At 60.8% G+C, this 20,376-nt stretch carries 19 protein-coding genes; 12 read left to right on the top strand and 7 right to left on the bottom strand.

Going from position 1 to position 20,376, the window contains the following annotated elements:
• The first annotated feature begins 25 nt into the window (after nt 1-25).
• Nucleotides 26-1,024 carry a hydrolase gene (locus tag SGN16_RS27720; protein WP_335944608.1) on the top strand — a complete coding sequence of 333 codons (999 nt, stop codon included), beginning with the start codon at nt 26-28 and terminating at the stop codon, nt 1,022-1,024.
• A gap of 144 nt (nt 1,025-1,168) precedes the next feature.
• Here the strand turns inward: SGN16_RS27720 and SGN16_RS27725 are convergent, their stop codons facing one another.
• Nucleotides 1,169-2,023 carry a sulfurtransferase gene (locus SGN16_RS27725; RefSeq protein ID WP_210641829.1) on the bottom strand — a complete coding sequence of 285 codons (855 nt, stop codon included), beginning with the start codon at nt 2,021-2,023 and terminating at the stop codon, nt 1,169-1,171.
• A 34-nt stretch (nt 2,024-2,057) separates the two neighbouring features.
• Nucleotides 2,058-2,729, bottom strand: a complete 672-nt coding sequence (locus SGN16_RS27730; RefSeq protein WP_335944609.1) for a TetR/AcrR family transcriptional regulator — start codon at nt 2,727-2,729, stop codon at nt 2,058-2,060.
• A 148-nt stretch (nt 2,730-2,877) separates the two neighbouring features.
• Between SGN16_RS27730 and SGN16_RS27735 the strand changes: the two genes are divergently transcribed.
• The 5 genes from SGN16_RS27735 (at nt 2,878) to SGN16_RS27755 (ending at nt 7,515) form a co-directional block, all read left to right on the top strand.
• Nucleotides 2,878-4,308: a coniferyl aldehyde dehydrogenase gene (locus tag SGN16_RS27735; RefSeq protein WP_335944610.1), complete on the top strand. Its 1,431-nt coding sequence runs from the start codon at nt 2,878-2,880 to the stop codon at nt 4,306-4,308.
• Nucleotides 4,309-4,335: 27 nt separating this feature from the next.
• Entirely contained in the window at nt 4,336-4,881 is a 546-nt protein-coding gene (locus SGN16_RS27740; protein WP_335944611.1) for a twin-arginine translocation pathway signal protein, read from the top strand.
• A 55-nt stretch (nt 4,882-4,936) separates the two neighbouring features.
• A complete protein-coding gene (locus tag SGN16_RS27745) occupies nt 4,937-6,532 on the top strand; it encodes a GMC family oxidoreductase (protein WP_335944612.1) in 1,596 nt (531 codons plus the stop codon).
• Between the two features lie 115 nt (nt 6,533-6,647).
• The gene (gene coaD, locus SGN16_RS27750; RefSeq protein ID WP_007897855.1) at nt 6,648-7,127 is read left to right on the top strand and encodes a pantetheine-phosphate adenylyltransferase; all 480 of its coding nucleotides are present in this window, start codon (nt 6,648-6,650) and stop codon (nt 7,125-7,127) included.
• Nucleotides 7,128-7,263: 136 nt separating this feature from the next.
• On the top strand, nt 7,264-7,515 hold the full coding sequence (locus SGN16_RS27755; RefSeq protein WP_335944613.1) for a YfhL family 4Fe-4S dicluster ferredoxin: 252 nt from the start codon (nt 7,264-7,266) through the stop codon (nt 7,513-7,515).
• 150 nt (nt 7,516-7,665) lie between these two features.
• Here SGN16_RS27755 and SGN16_RS27760 read toward each other — a convergent pair whose 3' ends face one another.
• From SGN16_RS27760 to SGN16_RS27770, 3 genes are read right to left on the bottom strand one after another with little or no spacing between them, the layout of a single operon-like run.
• Complete coding sequence (locus SGN16_RS27760) at nt 7,666-7,986, bottom strand: multidrug transporter (protein WP_335944614.1); 321 nt, start codon at nt 7,984-7,986, stop codon at nt 7,666-7,668.
• A 57-nt stretch (nt 7,987-8,043) separates the two neighbouring features.
• Nucleotides 8,044-8,856 (bottom strand): bifunctional DNA-formamidopyrimidine glycosylase/DNA-(apurinic or apyrimidinic site) lyase, encoded by an 813-nt coding sequence (gene mutM / locus SGN16_RS27765; RefSeq protein WP_210641841.1) that lies wholly within the window; start codon nt 8,854-8,856, stop codon nt 8,044-8,046.
• A 29-nt stretch (nt 8,857-8,885) separates the two neighbouring features.
• Nucleotides 8,886-9,701 carry an HDOD domain-containing protein gene (locus SGN16_RS27770; RefSeq protein ID WP_210645448.1) on the bottom strand — a complete coding sequence of 272 codons (816 nt, stop codon included), beginning with the start codon at nt 9,699-9,701 and terminating at the stop codon, nt 8,886-8,888.
• Between the two features lie 190 nt (nt 9,702-9,891).
• Here SGN16_RS27770 and SGN16_RS27775 point away from each other — a divergent pair, with 190 nt between their 5' ends.
• The 5 genes from SGN16_RS27775 (at nt 9,892) to ilvD (ending at nt 16,855) form a co-directional block, all read left to right on the top strand.
• Nucleotides 9,892-11,088, top strand: coding sequence for a class I SAM-dependent rRNA methyltransferase (locus SGN16_RS27775; RefSeq protein ID WP_003206543.1), 1,197 nt, complete (start codon nt 9,892-9,894; stop codon nt 11,086-11,088).
• Between the two features lie 429 nt (nt 11,089-11,517).
• The gene (locus SGN16_RS27780) at nt 11,518-12,597 is read left to right on the top strand and encodes a SagB/ThcOx family dehydrogenase (RefSeq protein ID WP_335944615.1); all 1,080 of its coding nucleotides are present in this window, start codon (nt 11,518-11,520) and stop codon (nt 12,595-12,597) included.
• Nucleotides 12,594-13,547 carry a diiron oxygenase gene (locus tag SGN16_RS27785; RefSeq protein WP_335944616.1) on the top strand — a complete coding sequence of 318 codons (954 nt, stop codon included), beginning with the start codon at nt 12,594-12,596 and terminating at the stop codon, nt 13,545-13,547. Before SGN16_RS27780 ends, SGN16_RS27785 begins: the two co-directional genes overlap by 4 nt.
• Nucleotides 13,540-14,745, top strand: a complete 1,206-nt coding sequence (locus SGN16_RS27790; RefSeq protein ID WP_335944617.1) for an MFS transporter — start codon at nt 13,540-13,542, stop codon at nt 14,743-14,745. Before SGN16_RS27785 ends, SGN16_RS27790 begins: the two co-directional genes overlap by 8 nt.
• 268 nt (nt 14,746-15,013) lie before the next feature.
• Entirely contained in the window at nt 15,014-16,855 is a 1,842-nt protein-coding gene (gene ilvD, locus SGN16_RS27795; RefSeq protein WP_210641853.1) for a dihydroxy-acid dehydratase, read from the top strand.
• 120 nt (nt 16,856-16,975) lie between these two features.
• Here ilvD and SGN16_RS27800 read toward each other — a convergent pair whose 3' ends face one another.
• Nucleotides 16,976-18,031, bottom strand: a complete 1,056-nt coding sequence (locus SGN16_RS27800; RefSeq protein ID WP_335944618.1) for a haloacid dehalogenase-like hydrolase — start codon at nt 18,029-18,031, stop codon at nt 16,976-16,978.
• A 243-nt stretch (nt 18,032-18,274) separates the two neighbouring features.
• Between SGN16_RS27800 and SGN16_RS27805 the strand changes: the two genes are divergently transcribed.
• Nucleotides 18,275-19,666: an L-cystine transporter gene (locus SGN16_RS27805; protein WP_335944619.1), complete on the top strand. Its 1,392-nt coding sequence runs from the start codon at nt 18,275-18,277 to the stop codon at nt 19,664-19,666.
• Nucleotides 19,667-19,771: 105 nt separating this feature from the next.
• On the opposite strand, the gene SGN16_RS27810 is transcribed toward SGN16_RS27805, so the two are convergent.
• Nucleotides 19,772-20,284: a dihydrofolate reductase gene (locus tag SGN16_RS27810; RefSeq protein ID WP_335944620.1), complete on the bottom strand. Its 513-nt coding sequence runs from the start codon at nt 20,282-20,284 to the stop codon at nt 19,772-19,774.
• Nucleotides 20,285-20,376 lie beyond the last annotated feature (92 nt).

Genomic DNA, 20,376 nt, shown 5'->3' on the forward strand with positions numbered 1-20,376 from the left:
GCCAGTGCATTCGAGAATAATAAAAGTGTCCGCGGCATCTGAACGTTTCGTCCCCGCCTTGGGGCTTGGCAACCCGCACTTGCAAACCTTGTGGGGCCCCCTGTGGCGCAAGACCAACCACATCGATCGCAAACGTGAACGGCTATGGCTGGACGACGGCGATTTCCTCGACCTCGACTGGCATGGCCCCCACAGTGCCGATGCACCCTTGGTGCTGGTGCTGCACGGGCTGACCGGCTCTTCCAACTCGCCTTACGTGGCCGGCCTGCAGCAGGCCCTCGGTCGCCAGGGTTGGGCCAGTGTGGCGCTGAACTGGCGTGGCTGCTCGGGCGAGCCGAACCTGTTGCCCCGCAGCTATCACTCCGGCGTCAGCGAAGACCTGGCCGCCACTATCGTTCACCTGCGGGCGTGTCGCCCCCTGGCGCCGCTGTTTGCTGTGGGTTATTCACTGGGCGGCAACGTACTGCTCAAGCATTTGGGGGAAACGGGCAGCGATAGCCAGTTGCAGGGGGCGGTGGCGGTCTCGGTGCCATTTCGGCTCGACCAGTGTGCCGACCGCATCGACCAAGGGTTTTCCAAGTTCTACCAGGCGCATTTCATGCGTGAAATGGTCGCCTACGTGCGCAACAAGCAACGCCAGTTCCAGCACGACGGACGCCACGAAGGGCTGGCGACCCTGACGGCGCTGGGCCCGCTGGAAAACATGCGTACTTTCTGGGACTTCGATGGCCGGATAACCGCGCCGCTGCACGGTTTCTCGGATGCGGCGGACTATTATCGCCGCGCCTCCAGTCGTTATTTCATGGGCGGGATCAAGACACCGACCCTGGTCATCCAGGCCGCCGACGATCCTTTCGTGTTTCCCCACAGCCTGCCCGAACCCGCTGAATTGTCCGCCTCGACCCGACTTGAGTTGCACGCTCAGGGCGGGCATGTGGGATTTGTCGACGGATCCTTGCGGTGCCCGGGGTATTATCTGGAGCGGCGGATTCCGACATGGCTGGCCAACCTGGGCCGGGGATGAACCGTGGCGAGGTGGCGATTCATGACCACCACCATCCCTGTGGGAGCGAACTTGCTCGCGATTGCGGTATGTCAGTCAATGCAGGTGCTGCTGATCCGACGCCATCGCGAGCAAGCTCGCTCCCATTGTTTTAGAGCCTGAGCGTCATTCGCCCTTCGCCACCCCGCGCTGTGGATCATTGATCCATTCACTCCACGAACCGGCATACAGCCTGCCCAACGGATACCCCGCCAGGCACAAGGCAAACAGGTTGTGACACGCCGTCACGCCGGAGCCGCAGTAGGCCACCAGTTCAGTCGGCGAACGATCTCCGAGCTTTTCGGCAAAGCGCTGCTTGAGTTGATCCGGCGGCAAAAAACGCCCATCGGCGCCCAGGTTGTCGGTAAACGCTGCGCATTGGGCGCCAGGAATGTGCCCGGCCACCGGGTCGATCGGCTCGACTTCGCCCTTGAACCGCGGCAACGCCCGGGCATCGAGCAGGGTCATGTCCAACTGGCCAAGGCGCTGTTGCAGTGCTTGTGCACTGAGCAGCAAGGCGCTGTCTGGCGCACCGCTGAAGGTCCCGCGACGGCTCTGCGGTGGGTCGAGACTCAGGGGCAGGCCGGCGGCATGCCAAGCCTTGAGCCCGCCGTCGAGGATGAACACGCCATCGCGCTTACCCAACCAGGCCAGCAACCACCAGGCCCGAGCCGCATAGGCACCGGGGCCGTCGTCATACAGCACGATGTCGCTGTCGTTGCTGATGCCCCAGGCCTGCAGGCGTTCGACCAAGGCATCAGGCTCCGGGAGCGGATGACGCCCAGTCACGCCCTTGATCACCGGTCCACTCAGGTCGCGCTCAAGATCCGCGAACGAGGCACCGGCGATATGGCCCTCGGCGTAACTGCGCTGACCATAGTCCGGGTCCTCCAGGGCAAAACGACAATCGAGGATCACCAGCCCGGGCTGTGATCTTTGCTGCTCGAGGGCTTGGGGGCTGATGAGTTGCGCGATGGACATGCTGAGCTCCTGTGGCTGAATCAAGGGTCCTATCCTACGGCCTTTCCTCCAGGGTCTGGGCCAGGGGGACGTAATACTCTTTGAACAGTGCATCCACCGCTTCGCGAGCCTGATCGGTCACGAAGCCGGCCTCCAGCACCAGCACCTGATAGACGCCACGCTTGATGGCCTGTTCACTCAGATGGCTGGAGTTTTCTCGCGTAGTGCACAGGAATCGTACCCAGGATGTGAGGATGATCCAGGCGTTAAGCGTCAGGGACTCGATCTGCACCCGGTCCATCTTCAGGATACCGGCCGCCACGAAACCCTCGTAGATGGCGGTGCCGTGGATCAGGCAGCGCTGGGAAAACCGACGATAACGGGCAGCAAGGTCCGGGTCACTGTCCAGAAGATGTTCCAGGTCCCGGTGCAAGAACCGGTAGCGCCACATCGCCGACAGCAGTTCCTGCAAGTAGAAGCGCTTGTCGTCTACCGTGGACGCCCGGCCTTGGGGAGGCCGCAGGAAACTGTCCACCAGGTTTTCGTATTCACTGAACAGCACGGCGATGATCGCCTGCTTGTTGGGGAAGTGGTAATAGAGGTTGCCCGGGGACATGTCCATGTGGGCGGCGATGTGATTGGTGCTCACACTGCGCTCGCCCTGCTGATTGAACAGTTCGAGGCTGTTTTGCACGATGCGCTCGCTGGTTTTCATTCGTGGGGCCATGGTTTGGGCTTTAATTCGACGAAGGCATTGATCGGCATCTTACGACCTATCGGTCACAGGAAAAACCCAAAGCCGTTGCGGATGTCATTGACTTTCTAGAGTACAAGCTCTAGAAAACACCCATTCCAATAATATCCGGTGCCCGACAATGCCTGCCGACGTTGCTTACTTGCACGAGTCTCAACAGCAACCAGGCCAACTGCGGGCGCTCTTCGATGCCCAGCGCCAGGCCTACGCCGCCCATCCGATGCCACCGGCCGAACAGCGCCGGCAATGGCTCAAGGCATTGCGGGAACTGTTGAGCAACGAACGACAGGCGTTGATCGATGCCATCAGCCAGGATTTCAGCCACCGCAGCGCCGACGAAACGCTGTTGGCCGAGCTGATGCCAAGCCTGCACGGCATCCATTACGCCAGCCGGCACCTCAAGGGTTGGATGAAACCTTCCCGACGCAAGGTCGGCATGGCCTTCCAACCGGCGTCGGCCAAAGTGGTGTATCAGCCGCTGGGAGTGGTCGGGGTCATCGTGCCGTGGAACTACCCGTTGTTCTTGGCCATTGGGCCGTTGGTGGGGGCGTTGGCGGCGGGCAACCGGGTCATGCTCAAGCTCAGCGAAGCGACCCCCGCGACCGGGTTGCTGCTCAAGCAATTGCTGGCCCGGATTTTCCCCCAGGACCTGGTTTGCGTGGTGCTCGGCGAGGCCGAGGTCGGCATGGCGTTTTCCAAACTACCGTTCGATCACCTGCTGTTCACCGGTGCCACCAGCATTGGCAAGCACGTGATGCGTGCCGCCGCCGAAAACCTGACCCCAGTCACCCTCGAACTGGGGGGAAAATCGCCGGCCATCGTGTCCATCGACGTTCCCCTCAAGGACGCCGCCGAGCGCATTGCTTTCGGCAAAACCCTGAACGCCGGACAAACCTGTGTCGCACCGGATTACGTGCTGGTACCGCAGAGCCGCGTCGGTGAATTCGTTGAAGCGTATCGCCAGGCGGTTCGCGGGTTTTATCCGACTTTGGCTGACAATCCGGACTACACCGCGATCATCAACGAACGACAACTGGCACGGCTCAACGGCTACATCAGCGACGCCACCAGCAAGGGCGCACTGCTGATCGAGCTGTTCGACCAAAGCCAGGGGCGGCGCATGGCCCACAGCCTGTTGCTCAATGTCAGCGACGACATGACCGTGATGCAGGATGAAATCTTCGGTCCGCTGCTGCCCATCGTGCCGTATGAGCGTCTGGACCAGGCCTTTGCCTACATCAATCAGCGGCCTCGCCCGCTGGCGCTCTACTACTTTGGCTACAACAAGGCCGAACAGAATCGCGTGCTCCACGAAACCCATTCCGGTGGTGTCTGTTTGAACGACACGCTGTTGCACGTTGCCCAGGATGACATGCCGTTCGGCGGCATCGGCGCCTCGGGGATGGGGCACTACCACGGGCACGAGGGTTTCCTGACCTTCAGCAAGGCCAAGGGCGTGCTGACCAAGCAGCGCTTCAACGCCGCGAAACTGATTTATCCGCCTTACGGCAAGCCTCTGCAGAAGCTGATCCAGAAGCTGTTCGTCCGTTAACACGCATCTTCCCGGGCAATAACAATAATGAACCCAAGCCTGACCGATACACCCACACTGTCACGGCGCGACCTGCTGAAATTCAGCCTCGGCGCCAGCGCGTTCCTGGCCAGCGTCGGGTTGGCAGCCAGCCTGGGCGGGTGCTCGCCCAGCCAACCGGCCAGCGGGCTGGCAGCCCTGCGCGACAGCGACCTGCCGTTCCTGCGCGCTGTCATCCCCGTGATGCTGGACGGCGCCGTGGCCGTCGAAAAGATCGCCGCAGCCACCGGCGCCACCCTGCAAAGCCTGGATACCGGCCTGGCTCATCTGTCGCCGTCCATGCTCAAGCTCACTCGCCAACTGTTCGACGTCCTCACCCTGGGCATTACCCGTGGGCCGCTGACCGGGGTCTGGGGCGCGTGGGAAAACGCCAGCGCCGATGACATCCGTCAATTCCTCGATCGCTGGGAAAACAGCTCACTGGACCTTCTGCGACAAGGCCATAGCTCGTTGCTGCAGATGGTGATGATGGCGTGGTACAGCCGGGCCGAGGCCTGGGCACATTGCGGGTATCCGGGACCACCAACAGTCTGAAAGCCAGGTGGTCCTGAGGGACATCGTAAACTTTAAATAATAAGAGACCCCCAGAATGCCCGTACCCGATCCCTTCCGCGAAGGCCTCGCCCGTGGCTGGACCACCCACAACGGCGCGCAGTTGACCCAGGACCTGAGCCTGGAAGCGGACGTGGCGATCATCGGCAGCGGCGCCGGTGGCGGCACCACGGCCGAAATTCTCAGCGCTGCCGGCTACCGCGTGCTGCTGATCGAGGAAGGCCCGCTCAAGACCAGCAACGACTTTAAGATGCTTGAGGACCAGGCCTACACCAGCCTGTACCAGGAAGGGCTCGGGCGCATGAGCAAGGACGGCGCCATCACCATTCTTCAAGGCCGGGCGGTGGGTGGCACGACGCTGATCAACTGGACCTCCAGCTTTCGCACCCCCGCTCAAACCCTTGACCACTGGGCCACCGAGCACAACGTCAAGGGCCACAGCCCCGCCGAGATGGCGCCCTGGTTCGAACAGATGGAGCAACGCCTGGGTGTGGCGCCGTGGCTGATTCCACCCAATGCCAACAACGACGTGATCCGCAAGGGCTGTGAACGATTGGGCTACAGCTGGCACGTTATCCCGCGCAACGTACGCGGCTGCTGGAACCTGGGCTATTGCGGCATGGGCTGCCCGACCAACGCCAAGCAGTCGATGCTGGTCACCACCATCCCGGCCACGCTGGACAAGGGTGGCGCGCTGCTTTACCTGGCGCGGGCCGAGCGCCTGATCATCAAGAACGATGGAATTGCCGGCCTGGAGTGCCTGGCCATGGACGAGCGTTGCGTGACACCGACCGGGCGACGCATCACCGTCAAGGCTCGACACTATGTACTGGCCGGCGGCGGCATCAACAGCCCAGCCCTACTGCTACGCTCCGATGCGCCGGATCCGCACGAACGCCTGGGCAAGCGCACTTTCCTGCATCTGGTGAACATGTCCGCCGGGCAATTCGACGAGGTCATCAACCCGTTCTACGGCGCCCCGCAATCGATTTATTCCGATCATTTCCAATGGCTGGACGGTGCTGCTGGCAAAATGTCCTACAAGCTTGAGGTGCCGCCCTTGCACCCAGCCCTCGCCGCCACGTTGCTCGGCGGCTTGGGGCGCGAGAACGCCCTGCACATGGCGCAACTGCCCCACACCCACGCCATGCTGGCGTTGTTGCGCGATGGTTTTCATCCAGACAGCCCCGGCGGCAGCGTCGAGTTGCGCAGCGACGGCACACCCGTGCTCGACTATCACGTTTCGCCGTACGCCTGGGACGGTTTGCGCCGGGCCTTCCACAGCATGGCCGAGATTCAGTTCGCCGGTGGCGCCAGGGCGGTCATGCCCATGCACAGCGATGCCCGCTATGTGAAAACCCTGGCCGAAGCCCGCACGCAGATCGACGGCCTTGACCTTGCCTTGTACCGCACGCGCCTGGGCAGCGCTCACGTGATGGGGGGCTGCGCCATGGGTGAAGATCCCAAAACTGCCGTCACCGACAGCCTTGGTCGTCATCACCAACTGCACAATCTCTCAATCCATGACGGTTCACTGTTCCCCACCAGCATCGGCGCCAACCCACAATTATCGGTGTACGGCCTGACGGCCCAACTGGCGACTTCCCTGGCCGAACGTCTGAAGAAATCATGAATATGCGGGTTATTCGCAGCGTCTATAGTGCTTTCTTACCCAACAGCCGACTTGGCCGACCGAGAAGGCTGCGATACCATCCGACTCCCCAACGGACACCCGCCAGGACGACGCGATGAACCGAGTGTTGTACCCAGGTACCTTCGACCCTATTACCAAGGGCCATGGCGATCTGGTCGAACGCGCCTCGCGCCTGTTCGACCATGTGATCATTGCCGTCGCCGCCAGCCCGAAGAAAAACCCGCTGTTCCCGCTGGAACAACGTGTGGAACTGGCCCGTGAAGTCACCAAGCACCTGCCGAACGTGGAGGTGGTCGGCTTCTCGACGCTGCTGGCGCACTTTGCCAAGGAGAAGAACGCCAATGTGTTCCTGCGCGGCCTGCGTGCGGTTTCGGACTTCGAGTACGAGTTCCAGCTGGCCAACATGAACCGCCAACTGGCCCCCGACGTCGAAAGCCTGTTCTTGACGCCGTCGGAGCGCTACTCCTTCATCTCGTCGACCCTGGTGCGGGAAATCGCGGCCTTGGGCGGTGATATCACCAAGTTCGTCCACCCAGCCGTGGCCGATGCGCTGACCCTGCGCTTCAAGAAATAAGCCGCCGGCTGCGATCCTCTTCGCAGCCTGGCACAACGCAGTCCATCGCGCCCGCGTGCACTGCGCTCGCCAATGCGGCACAATTGCGCACATACGTTTTCAGATGCCCGGGCCTTATGCCCCGGCAGGAGCCTGCATGTCCCTGATCATCACCGACGATTGCATCAATTGCGACGTCTGCGAACCCGAGTGCCCGAACGAAGCCATTTCCCAGGGTGAAGAGATCTACGTCATCGACCCGAACCTGTGCACCCAATGCGTCGGCCACTACGACGAACCCCAGTGCCAGCAGGTTTGCCCGGTGGATTGCATCCCCCTGGATGAAGCCCACCCGGAGACTGCAGAACAGTTGATGGCGAAATATCGCAAGATTACTGGCAAGGCTTGAGCCAGATCATTTTGTAGCGCCGATACGGGCCCTATCGCGAGCAAGCTTGCTCCCACAAGTGATTGGCTTCAGACACAAATGGTGTAAATCCTGCAGATCCCTGTGGGAGCGAGCTTGCTCGCGATGAGGCCATCCGCCGCACCGAACGCTTCACTCCTGCCGCTCAAACCCCTCCCCCACACACCCCAGGCACCGCACGAACGTGGCCTTCGCCGGGTCCACCACCAGCGCCTTCCCCGCATCGCCAACCCCACCGCCCAGCGCGGTAAACGGCAGGGACACCACAAATGCGCCGGCACCAATCACGGTGGCGGCCAGTAACAGCGGGCGAGCAATCAGCAGGTCGCCGATCATGGCAAAGGCAGGCGGATTCTGGATGGTGTAGCGCGGGTCGCCGCTGCCATCGTTCGCCCAGGCAGGCAAACCGACACTCAGCAACAGCGCAAGAACGACAGGTCGAAACAGCTTCATGTGGCGATCCTTCGGCAAAGTAGCAGTATGACTACTGACTATAGACCGTAGGCCGAATCAGCTCTGGCAGCGCGGACACCAGACACTGGCGCGCTGGCCCAGGCGAATTTCCCGCAGCCCTGTGCCACAGACCTTACACGGCTCCCCGCCCCGACCGTAGACGAACAATTCCTGCTGAAAATAACCGGGCTGGCCATCGCCACCGATAAAGTCCCGCAGCGTGGTACCGCCACGCTCGATGGCATGGGTGAGGATGCGTTTGATCTCGACCGCCAGCTTCAAGTAACGCGCCCTGGAAATACCTCCCGCTTCCCGACGCGGATCGATGCCGGCGGCAAACAACGCTTCGGTCGCATAGATATTGCCCACACCCACCACCACCGCGTTGTCCATGATGAACGGCTTGACCGCCATGGAGCGCCCACGGGAGAGCTGGAACAATCGCTCGCCATCGAACAGCTCGGTCAACGGCTCGGGACCGAGACGAATCAGCAGTTCATGGTTGAGTGGGTCGAGGCTCCAGAGCATCGCGCCAAAGCGCCGGGGGTCGGTGTAGCGCAAGGCCAGGCCGGATTCCAGCTCGATGTCCACGTGCTCGTGCTTGGCGGCGGGCATGCCGACTTCTACCAACCGCAGGTTGCCGGACATGCCCAAATGGCTGATCAAGGTGCCGACTTCGGCGTTGATCAGCAGGTATTTGGCCCGCCGCTCCACCTGCACGATGCGCTGGCCCGAGAGCCGCACATCGAGGTCTTCCGGAATCGGCCAGCGCAGGCGGCGGTCGCGTACCACCACGCGGCTGACCCGCTGCCCTTCTAGATGTGGCGCGATTCCGCGGCGGGTAGTTTCGACTTCCGGCAGTTCTGGCATGGGATTCTCGAGTCAGGCAAGCCCGGCACTCAACGAGTGGCGAGGTCGCGAATTTCCTGTTTCTGGGTCTGGAAGTCGTATTCCGACAAACCGATGTAATCGAGCACCAGGCTGCCGACACTATCCCACTCATGATCTTCGGCCTGATTGCCGAGCACCCGGTGGGAAGCACAGATGTTCTCGGACATTTTCAGGATCGCCAGCAGGTTTTTCAGCTGGCTGTTGTTGCGCGAAGACTCGTCGCTGAAAATCGCCAGGGCGTTGTGGTGGTTGGCGATGGCCTGGCTGACGTGATCCGGCAGGCGCCAGGACTTGGAGGTGTAGTAACCGACCACCGCATGGTTGGTGTTGAACACGCGGTTCTCGGTGTCCACCACCCGACACTCGGCATTGGCATTGGCGTAGGCCTCCTCCAGCACGCCCATGTAATCGGGAAACTGCTTGAGCATCAACGGCACGCCGCAATCGTGGAACAACCCCAACGCGTAGGCTTCGTCGCCATTTTCCAGGCCGACGCGCTTGGCCAGGGTCAGGCAGGTCATCGCCACGTCCTGGGCGGTATCCCAGAAACGGTTCAGGGTGACGATGGCGTCATCGTGCAACTCGCCCTTGATCGACTGCGCATTGATCAGGTTGATGATCGAACGACTGCCCAGCAGGTTCACCGCGCGCTGGATCGAGGTAATCTTGTTGCGCAGGCCGTAGTACGGCGAGTTGACGATCTTGAGCAAGGCACCGGAAAGGCCGGGATCGTGGGAGATCAGCTTGGCGATGGTCTCCAGGTCCGGGTCGGGCATGTACTGTTCCATCTGCAGATCCACCATGATCTGCGGCTGGGGCGGCACACTGATCCCTTGCAGGGACTGTTGGATCTGTTCGGCGGAAAGTTCTTTGGACATGAGTACACACTCCGGGTCAGGCGGGGATTCTAACCCTTAAAGATGGATCCGATACACCGCCGCCCACCTATCGTCCTTCAAGCCCGCCATCCCCTGCAACACGGTATACTCCCGCTCTTTTTTCCGGAGCGACGTCATGTCCCTGCCTAGCCTGCGCCTCAAAGCCAACGCCGACCGTCGCCTGCGCGCCGGCCACCTGTGGGTCTACAGTAACGAAATCGATGTGGCGGCCACTCCGCTGCACGGCTTCAAGGCCGGCGACCAGGCCATCCTCGAAGCCGCCGGTGGCAAGCCGTTGGGCATCGTCGCGATGAGCCCCAACAACCTGATCTGTGCTCGTCTGTTGTCCCGTGACGTGAAGCTGCCGCTGGACAAATCCCTGCTGGTGCATCGCCTCAACGTCGCGCTGTCGTTGCGCGAGCGACTGTTCGACAAGCCGTTCTATCGCCTGGTCTATGGCGATTCCGACTTGTTACCGGGCCTGGTGGTCGACCGTTTCGGCGATATCCTGGTGGTGCAGATCGCCTCTGCCACCATGGAAGCCCACAAGGACGACGTGATCGCCGCCCTGACCCAGGTGCTCAAGCCCAGCGGCATCCTGTTCAAGAACGACTCGGCCGCCCGCGATGCCGAGGGCCTGAACCGCTACGTCGAAACCGTGTTCGGCCTGGTGCCGGAATGGGTCGCCCTGGAAGAGAACGGCGTGAAGTTCGAGGCTCCGGTCATGGAAGGCCAGAAAACCGGCTGGTTCTACGACCACCGCATGAACCGCGCACGCCTGGCGCCATATGCCAAGGGCAAGCGCGTCCTGGACCTGTTCAGCTACATCGGCGGCTGGGGGGTGCAAGCGGCGGCGTTCGGTGCCAGTGAAGTGTTCTGCGTCGACGCCTCGGCCTTCGCCCTTGACGGTGTCGAGCGCAACGCGGCGCTCAATGGCTTCGCCGAGAAACTGACTTGCATCGAAGGCGACGTGTTCGAAGCCTTGAAGGAGCTCAAGGCCAGCGAAGAACGTTTCGACGTGATCGTTGCTGACCCACCCGCTTTCATCAAGCGCAAGAAAGACCTGAAAAATGGTGAAGGCGCCTATCGCCGTCTCAACGAACAAGCCATGCGCCTGCTCAGCAAGGACGGCATCCTGGTCAGTGCTTCATGCTCGATGCACCTGCCCGAAGACGACCTGCAGAACATCCTGCTGACCAGTGCCCGCCACCTGGACCGCAATATCCAATTGCTCGAACGCGGCGGCCAGGGGCCGGATCATCCAGTGCACCCGGCGATTGCCGAAACCCGCTACATCAAGAGCATTACCTGCCGGCTGTTGCCCAACAGTTGAGTCCCTGGCGGGGCCGGAGCGACCGCTCTGTGCCCCGTACATTGACATACGATGTGATTCGCAGCCTTGGCTGCGATTTTTTTTGCGCGTATGAAAAGTTACCGAGCACCGAAGTTAATACCGACACTGGCGAATCTTGTATGAACTCTCCCACATTATTACTGGAGCTTTCCTACTCAATACTCACTTGCCAAGCCCCCATTACAAACTATGATTGAGCTGTCACATGGCAGTGACGACCATTAGAAGCACAACACTTGTTTCAAACAAAGGAGCTGCATCATGAAAGCAATCAATCTGGAAGCTGACAAAATCGCTAATCTGGCGGGCCTGATTGTTCCCAAAGCCGCTAAGTAAGTAACCGATGGGGCCGAGGAGTGCCGGCGCTTCGACCCCATCCAGACTCTTCGCCCAGCGGAATCAATTTTCATGCATATAAATCCGTGCCTTTTCATACTTGCGCGCCCGCCACACCAGATCGTATGGAACTATGAAAACCATACTCAATTCGAACTTAACCTCAACTATTCGCTACGCCTGGCACAACTTATAAACGACCCTGCACAATTCGACACCAGCAACACCATTGATATTGAACTTGCAAACGCCGACATACTGATCAAAACACCCATCAAACCCATTACCTGGAACTGGGATGAGTTGTCGAAAATATTTCATATCGGCACAAAAAATATACCGTGTGAATGTGTTCCCCAAGATGTGAATGAATGGGCAGCCTCGTACCTGCAACATTGCAGCGAAATACTTTCCTCACCCACGCCTCCCACCCGGATACAGCCGTGCCCGGTCGAGCGGATTGCCCTTGCCCCCTGCGCCTTGGTTAACCTGCAGGACGTTTCGCTGACGCAGACACTATTGAGTCGGAGCACTTCTCGCTCATTCAGTGGGCACGCCATTTCAATCGAGCAAGCCAGCACCCTCCTGTACCTGACCCTGGGCTACCTGAACGAACGCTCGGTCATTCCCGCCAGCCTTCCCGACGCACTGGACGCGCGTCGCAGCAGCCCCTCGGGCGGCGGCCTGAACGCCTGCGAGGGCTATCTCTACGTGCGCAACGTCGTCGGCCTGGAACCGGGCATCTATGCCTATCATGCTGACGAACATGCCTTGAGCCTGATACGGCCGCTACCGGATGAACCCCTGGGCCAATTGCTATGCGGCCAGCACTTCATCGATCCATTACCGTTCGGCCTGTTCATCACCTCGCGCTTCGACAAACTCTGGTGGAAGTACGAACACTCCCGCGCCTACCGGATGGCTTTTGTCGAAACAGGTCACGTGTCCCAGACCTTCCTGATGGTGGCAACCGCACTGGGCCTCAAGACCTGGCTGACCGGGGCACTGTCCGACCAGCAAGTGGAACGCCTGCTTGGCCTTGAAGGCGCACCCGAGCAACCGCTGTTTTTTGTTGGCTGTGGTCATGGCGACGGACAGGTGCACTGCAAGGAATTGATGGCTCTGGTCAATGGCCAGGACAACACACCATGACGGGCCCAGCCTCTACGCAAACGCCTCGTTACACCTTGGGTGATTGGGATAACAAGGCAGCAGTACGCGTGAAAAAAAACGACTACCGCCTGCCCGACGACCTGGAGCGACAACTGGCGACTCGGGACTGGTTTCCGCCAGCCTTCATTCCCTATATCGCGCACCCACTGATCGACAAGGCGGGACGCGCCGTTGCCCTGCGCCTGGCGGCTAATCACCTGGTGTATTTCCTCGACTACACCACCATGCTCGAACATCAGGTCGTCAATCGCGCGGTGGAAATCATCGTTCACGGCGAACTGGCCGCAGCGATCCCCAGGCCGATGAAAACCGCGGCCCTGCAGCTCTACACGGACGAGGGTTATCACGCTCTGTTTTCCAATGAAGTGGCCGAACAGATCGCCGCCCTGTATGACATTCGCGACCGCCCACGCCCCAGGCGCATTGATCGGCTGCTGGGTGTGATCGAAGCCGCGAGCCCCGCCGATCGCCCCCTGGCGTGGTTCCTGTTGGGGTTCGTCTCCGAAACGATCATCGCCAAAGAACTGTTGGCCATCACCCGTGAACGCCTGGTTTCCACGGTGTACCAGATGCTCAGGAATCATCTCGAGGACGAAGCACGCCACAGTCGCTACTTCTGCGAGGTGTTCCAGTTTCTGTGGGCCGCCCTGCCCCCGACCCAACGCGATCGGGCCGCAAGGATGCTGCTGGAGATCATCGGCCTTTACTTCGAGCCAGACCTGCCTTGGCTGATGCGCAGCCTCTCCAGCGGCGGCTTCGACGAGCAGTCATCGCTGCAGATCATTGCCGAACTCCGGCAACCGGACGCCCATGCCCGACGGGTTCGCTGCGGCGCGGTATCGACATTCGCGGCCATGACGAAAGCGAGTTTTTTCGACAACGAGCACAACCGGCAGCTTTTCTCTCAAGCGGGGTTTATCGATGGCTGACACCAAGGACCTTTTGCACACCCGAAAACCCGCCGTCGTCGGTTTGCTGCTGACGCTGACCTTGCTCGGTGTATTTCCGATCGATGTGGTGCTGCCCTCGTTCCCTGCACTGTCCGAACACTTCCAGCGCCCATCGTCCGATATCGCCCTGTCTGTCAGCCTGTTCGCGGTGGGTATCGCCCTTTCGCAGCTGCTGATCGGCCCACTCTCCGACGTCATGGGGCGAAAAAACCTGCTCTTGATCGGGATTACCGTTTCGGCCCTCGGCGCAACAGGCTGCGTGCTCGCCGACGGCTACGGGGCCTTTCTGTTCTTTCGTGTCGTCCAGGCCTTGGGCTGCGGTTGTTTCGTACTGTCCCAGGCGTTGATCCAAGACCTGTTCACCGGCCGCGAGCAGCAGCGACTGCGCATCTTCCTGGTCACTTGCGGCGGTATTTTCATTTCCGTTTCGCCCCTGGCCGGCACCGGGCTACAGAGCTGGATAGGCTGGCGTGGCAGCTTCCTGGTGTTCATCGTCCTGGCCGTCGGCGTGTTCATGAGCGCACGCCTTTTACTCAAGCCTTGCGCGACGGGCCACCAACGCAAGCGCCTGGATTTCATCGCAGCCTATCGAAAGGTTTGCAGTGACTTCAGCTTCATGGCCTATTGGTTGACGTCGGCCCTGGCCTTTTCCTGCCACTTCTCGTTTATCGTCATTTCGCCATTGGTGCTCATCGACCAGTTGCAACTCTCGCCCGAGGCCTTTTCGTGGACGCTGCTGGGCTACGGACTGGCCTATATCGGCGGGGGAGCGGTGGCGACCGTACTGAGCACGCGGATCGACCCACAGACGCAAATCATCACAGGCCTGGGCCTGATCCTGGCGGCGGGAGCCTTGATGCTCGGGCTGTCCAGTCACTTTGGCTTGTCGGTCACCACCCTGTTGCTGCCCATGATCGTATGCACCACCGGAACGACCATTGCCCGGGCGGCGGCCCACACCCGGGCCATGAACCTATTCCCGGAACAAGCCGGTACGTCCGCCTCGGCCGGCAGTGTGCTGATCTTCGTCGTCGGTGGCCTGACCAGTGCCGCGATCAGCCTTACACCACTGGACCTGCAAGTGACCCTGGCCCTGTGCCTGATGCTGCTCAGCCTCCTGGGGCTGGGACTCAATACCCTGGTGCGGCATCGTCACAGGGGCCTGTTGCCCGGCTGAACGCTGCCAGTCGTCATCCCAAGCGCGACATTGGCGTCCGATCGGCGCTTTGCGTCATTTCATCCTGGCGCCAGCGGTGTAGAATCGCGACATTCATCGCCATTCATCCCCGGCGGGTTTATGAGCTCATGCTGAGGCGCGCAGCGATCCTGCAAAGTCATCGGCAACGTCCGGACACACCGCCAAACCCGGGTGTTCCAGACGTCGACAGAAGCTCACTTCCCCATTGATACCTGATAAGTACCTGATTAGCCGCCCGGAGTGCTCCATGCCTGATTACCGCTCGAAAACATCCACCCATGGCCGCAACATGGCCGGCGCCCGTGCCTTGTGGCGCGCCACGGGGATGAAGGATGACGACTTCAAGAAGCCGATCATCGCCATTGCCAACTCCTTCACCCAGTTCGTACCGGGCCACGTTCACCTCAAGGACCTCGGCCAACTGGTCGCGCGGGAAATCGAACGCGTCGGCGGCGTAGCGAAAGAATTCAACACCATCGCCGTGGATGACGGCATCGCCATGGGCCACGACGGCATGCTCTATTCGCTGCCGAGCCGCGAGATCATCGCCGACTCCGTCGAATACATGGTCAACGCCCACTGCGCCGACGCCATCGTGTGCATTTCCAACTGCGACAAGATCACCCCTGGCATGCTCATGGCTGCCCTGCGCCTGAACATCCCGGTGATCTTCGTTTCCGGCGGCCCGATGGAAGCCGGCAAGACCAAGCTCGCCAGCCATGGCCTGGACCTGGTGGACGCCATGGTCATCGCCGCCGACTCCAGCGCCTCTGACGAGAAGGTTGCCGAGTACGAACGCAGTGCCTGCCCGACCTGCGGTTCGTGCTCCGGCATGTTCACCGCCAACTCGATGAATTGCCTGACCGAAGCCCTGGGCCTGGCGTTGCCGGGTAACGGTTCGACCCTCGCTACCCACAGTGACCGCGAACAGCTGTTCCTGGAGGCCGGCCGGACCATCGTCGAACTGTGCAAGCGCTACTACGGTGAGAACGACGAGTCGGTGTTGCCGCGCAACATCGCCAACTTCAAGGCGTTCGAAAACGCCATGACCCTGGACATCGCCATGGGCGGTTCCACCAACACCATCCTGCACCTGCTGGCGGCGGCCCAGGAAGCCGAGATCGATTTCGACCTGCGCGACATCGACCGCCTGTCCCGTCACGTGCCGCAACTGTGCAAGGTCGCGCCGAACATCCAGAAGTACCACATGGAAGACGTGCACCGTGCCGGCGGGATCTTCAGCATCCTCGGTTCCCTGGCCCGTGGCGGCCTGCTGCACACCGACCTGCCGACCGTGCACAGCAAGACCATGGCCGAAGGCATCGCCAAGTGGGACATCACCCAGACCACCGACGAGGCCGTGCATCACTTCTTCAAGGCCGGTCCGGCGGGCATCCCGACGCAAACCGCGTTCAGTCAGTCGACCCGTTGGGAAACCCTGGATGACGACCGCGAAAACGGCTGTATCCGCAGCGTCGAGCACGCCTACTCCAAGGAGGGCGGCCTGGCCGTGCTGTACGGCAACATCGCCCTGGACGGTTGCGTGGTGAAAACCGCCGGCGTCGACGAGTCGATCCACGTGTTTGAAGGCAACGCCAAGATTTTCGAAAGCCAGGACAGCGCCGTGCGCGGGATCCTCGCCGACGAAGTTAAAGCTGGCGATATCGTGATCATTCGCTACGAAGGCCCGAAAGGCGGCCCGGGCATGCAGGAAATGCTCTACCCCACGTCCTACCTGAAGTCCAAGGGCCTGGGTAAAGCCTGCGCCCTGCTTACCGACGGTCGTTTCTCCGGCGGTACCTCAGGCCTGTCCATCGGCCACGCCTCGCCCGAAGCGGCGGCTGGCGGTGCCATCGGCCTGGTGCGCGATGGCGACAAGGTGCTGATCGACATTCCGAACCGCTCGATCAACCTGTTGATCAGCGATGAAGAACTGGCCGCGCGCCGCGTCGAGCAGGACAAGAAAGGCTGGAAACCGGTGGAAGTGCGTCCGCGTAAAGTCACCACGGCCCTCAAGGCCTATGCCCTGCTCGCCACCAGCGCCGACAAGGGCGCGGTGCGGAACAAGGCGATGCTCGACGGCCTGTAAGCGTCGTTAGCCGCAATAAAAATGCCCCGCCAAGTGCGGGGCATTTTTATTGGGGTGAACGCAGATCCCGAGAACACCGAAATCAAATGTGGGAACGAGCTCCCACAGGGGTCGTGGGTCTTATTGAATGTCTTCCGGCTTGACGATCACCCAGTTCTTATCCGCCGTCACCGGCAACCCTTCCTTGGCCTGGGCGGCGGCATGCTTGGCCATCATGCCGTTAATCTGGGTCATGTATTTGTCCTTGCGGTTGACCCACAGGTGAATGCCGCCCTTGGCTACGTCCACATCATGGAACAGCATGTAGCCGTCACTGCTGGGTGTGTCGCCGCCCACGAGCACCGGTTTTTTCCATTCGTCGATGTAGGTCAGGATTGCCGCATGTTTGCCAGCCATCCAGGTCGCCGGGGTCCACAGATAAGGCGTGTACTCCAGACCGAGGTTGGCCTTCTCATCATATTTGCCAGCGCTGATCTGCTTGCGTGCGGTGGTCAGTTCGCCAGTCTTGCGATCCTTGAGCAGCGTGGTCACGCCGATGACGTTTTGCGGCTTGAGGTTGTAGCCGTACTTCGGATCGGCGGCGACCATGCGCACCAGCTCTTCCGACGCCGCGGTCATGACATAGACCTCGATGCCGTTTTCCATCAGCTTGTTGTACAGCTCAGCCTGGCCGGTGAAGACCTTGGGTGGGTTGACGTTGTAGTTGACCACCTTGTCGCCGTCGTAATACGTGGTCGGCACTGGCTTGCCAGAAGCCATCAGCTCGTCGACGTAGCCTTTGAGCTCCTTGAGGGTAAAGCCAGAAAACACCTGGGCAACCCACGGGTAGCAAACCATGTCATCCACTTCGCACAGGCGGTAGTAATAGCTGAACAGGCTTTCCTTGTGATCGGCGGTGTCCTTGAACGGCATCAGCTTCAAGGAAGGGTCCAGGGTTTCACGGGTGATGAGGTCCTTGTTCTCCATGAACGGCAGCAACGACTCTTCAAGATCGTAGCGGTAACTGGTGTTGTCCATGTCGAACACCGCGTAGTTACCTTTGTTGGCGTTGGCCGCGATCATCGCTTCAAGGGCCTTGGCCTGTTCCGCCGGCCAGTGCTTGAGATCGGTGGCAAGGGCTTGGCCAGCAAGGCCAAGGCTCAAGGCGACAGCGAGAAAACGAGGTACGAGCTTCATCGGCATTTCTCCCAGGTTCAAAGAACCCGACGCTAACAAATGCGTGTGACAGTCCTCGCCTGCCCGCGACCGCTTGCGTCTTGATAGCGCCAGCGGCATATCCGTAAACGCCACACCCTTATTCCATAAACGACAATCTACATGCTCTTTTAGTATTAATTCATTAGTTATCAGGCTGTTAGGCTTCTCGCCTCGCAGTCGCGGCTTCGGGCGACTGGCACGTCTTATCGGAGTCTTTTTTTAATGAATCTGCCGCTGATCCTCAATCTGTTGGTGTTCCTCGCCTTGCTGTTCGGCCTGGCGCAAACCCGTCACCGCACCTGGAGTCTGGCCAAGAAGGTACTGCTGGCACTGGTGCTGGGCGTGGTGTTCGGTCTTGCCCTGCACACGATTTATGGCACCGGCAACCCGGTGCTCAAAGCCTCGATCGGTTGGTTCGACCTGGTGGGCAACGGTTACGTGCAGTTGCTGCAAATGATCGTCATCCCGCTGGTTTTCGCCTCGATCCTCAGCGCCGTGGCCCGCCTGCATAACGCCTCGTCCCTGGGCAAGATCAGCTTCCTGACCATCGGCACGCTGTTATTCACCACCGCCATCGCCGCCTTGATCGGCATCGGCCTGACCAACCTGTTCGGCCTCACCGCCGAAGGCCTGGTGGCCGGTACCCAGGAGTTGGCGCGCCTGCAGGTGATCCAGAGCGACTACGCCGGCAAGGTCGCCGACCTGAATATCCCGCAATTGCTGCTGTCGTTCATTCCACAGAACCCCTTTGCCGATCTGGCCCGGGCCAAGCCGACCTCGATCATCAGTGTGGTGATTTTCACAGCGTTCCTCGGTGTTGCGGCGTTGCAGCTACTCAAGGATGACGTAGAGAAAGGTCAGAAAGTGATCAACGCCATCGATACCCTGCAAAGCTGGGTGACGCGCCTGGTACGCCTGGTGATGAAACTCACCCCGTACGGCGTGCTGGCCCTGATGACCAAGGTCGTGGCTGGCTCCAACCTGCAGGACATCATCAAGCTCGGCAGCTTCGTGGTGGTGTCGTACCTGGGGCTGGGCCTGATGTTCGTGGTCCACGGCCTGCTGGTATCCGCCGCCGGGATCAACCCGCTGCGTTTTTTCCGCAAGATCTGGCCGGTGCTGACTTTCGCCTTTACCAGCCGCTCCAGCGCCGCGACCATCCCGTTGAGCATCGAAGCCCAGACCAGCCGTCTCGGTATCCCGCGGGCAATTGCCAGCTTCAGTGCCTCATTCGGCGCCACCATCGGCCAGAATGGTTGCGCCGGCCTCTACCCGGCCATGCTCGCGGTAATGGTTGCGCCAACGGTGGGCATCAACCCGCTGGATCCGCTATGGATCGCGACGCTGGTGGCGATCGTGACGTTGAGTTCGGCCGGGGTGGCCGGTGTCGGTGGCGGCGCGACGTTTGCCGCGTTGATCGTGCTGCCGGCCATGGGCTTGCCGGTCGCGCTGGTGGCGCTGCTGATTTCCGTCGAGCCGCTGATCGACATGGGGCGTACGGCGTTGAACGTCAGCGGCTCGATCACCGCCGGGGCGATCACCAGCCAGGTGATGTCACAGACTGACAAGGCGTTGTTGGATGCCGAGGAGCATGGGGAGTTGGTGCACGCTTGATGGCCTCATACCTGTGGGAGCAAGCTTGCTCGCGAAGAACGGTGACGCGGTTGGACTGAAGCACTGCGTCGTCTGAATCGCGAGCAAGCTTTGCTCCCACATGGCTTAGCGCTTTTCCCACACCTCAAAGCTGTAGGCCGGTTTGTCCCCTTCGGCCGGGTTCGGCTGGTTCGACACCAATGTCCACTGGTTCGAATCGAACGCTGGAAACCACGCATCCCCTTCCGGGCTCAGGGCCACGCGGGTCAGGTACAACCGATCCGCTTGCTCCAAGGCCTGGGCGTACAGTTGGGCGCCGCCGATCAACATCAGCTCATCGACGCCTTGTTCCAGCGCCCACGCCTCGGCTCGCGCCACCGCAGCCTGCAGCGTGGAAAAGACTTCCGCGCCCTCCAGCACCAGGCCAGGCTGTCGGCTGACCACGATATTCAGACGCCCCGGCAAGGGGCGACCGAGGGAATCCCAGGTCTTGCGCCCCATGATGATCGGCTTGCCCAGGGTAGTGGCCTTGAAGTATTTGAAATCCCCCGGCAAGTGCCAGGGCATGCTGTTGTCGACGCCGATCACACGGTTTTCACCGAGGGCTGCGATCAGGCTTAGGGGGAGAGTTTTGTTCATGGCGGCGAGGATACCAGAGGCTCGACGCCTGGCAACGTACCCCGACAAGCGCCACAGCGGTTATGCTCAACCCTCATTCGAGCAACGGAAGC

The organism is Pseudomonas sp. G166 (assembly GCF_037027455.2).
Classification (GTDB): Bacteria; Pseudomonadota; Gammaproteobacteria; order Pseudomonadales; family Pseudomonadaceae; genus Aquipseudomonas.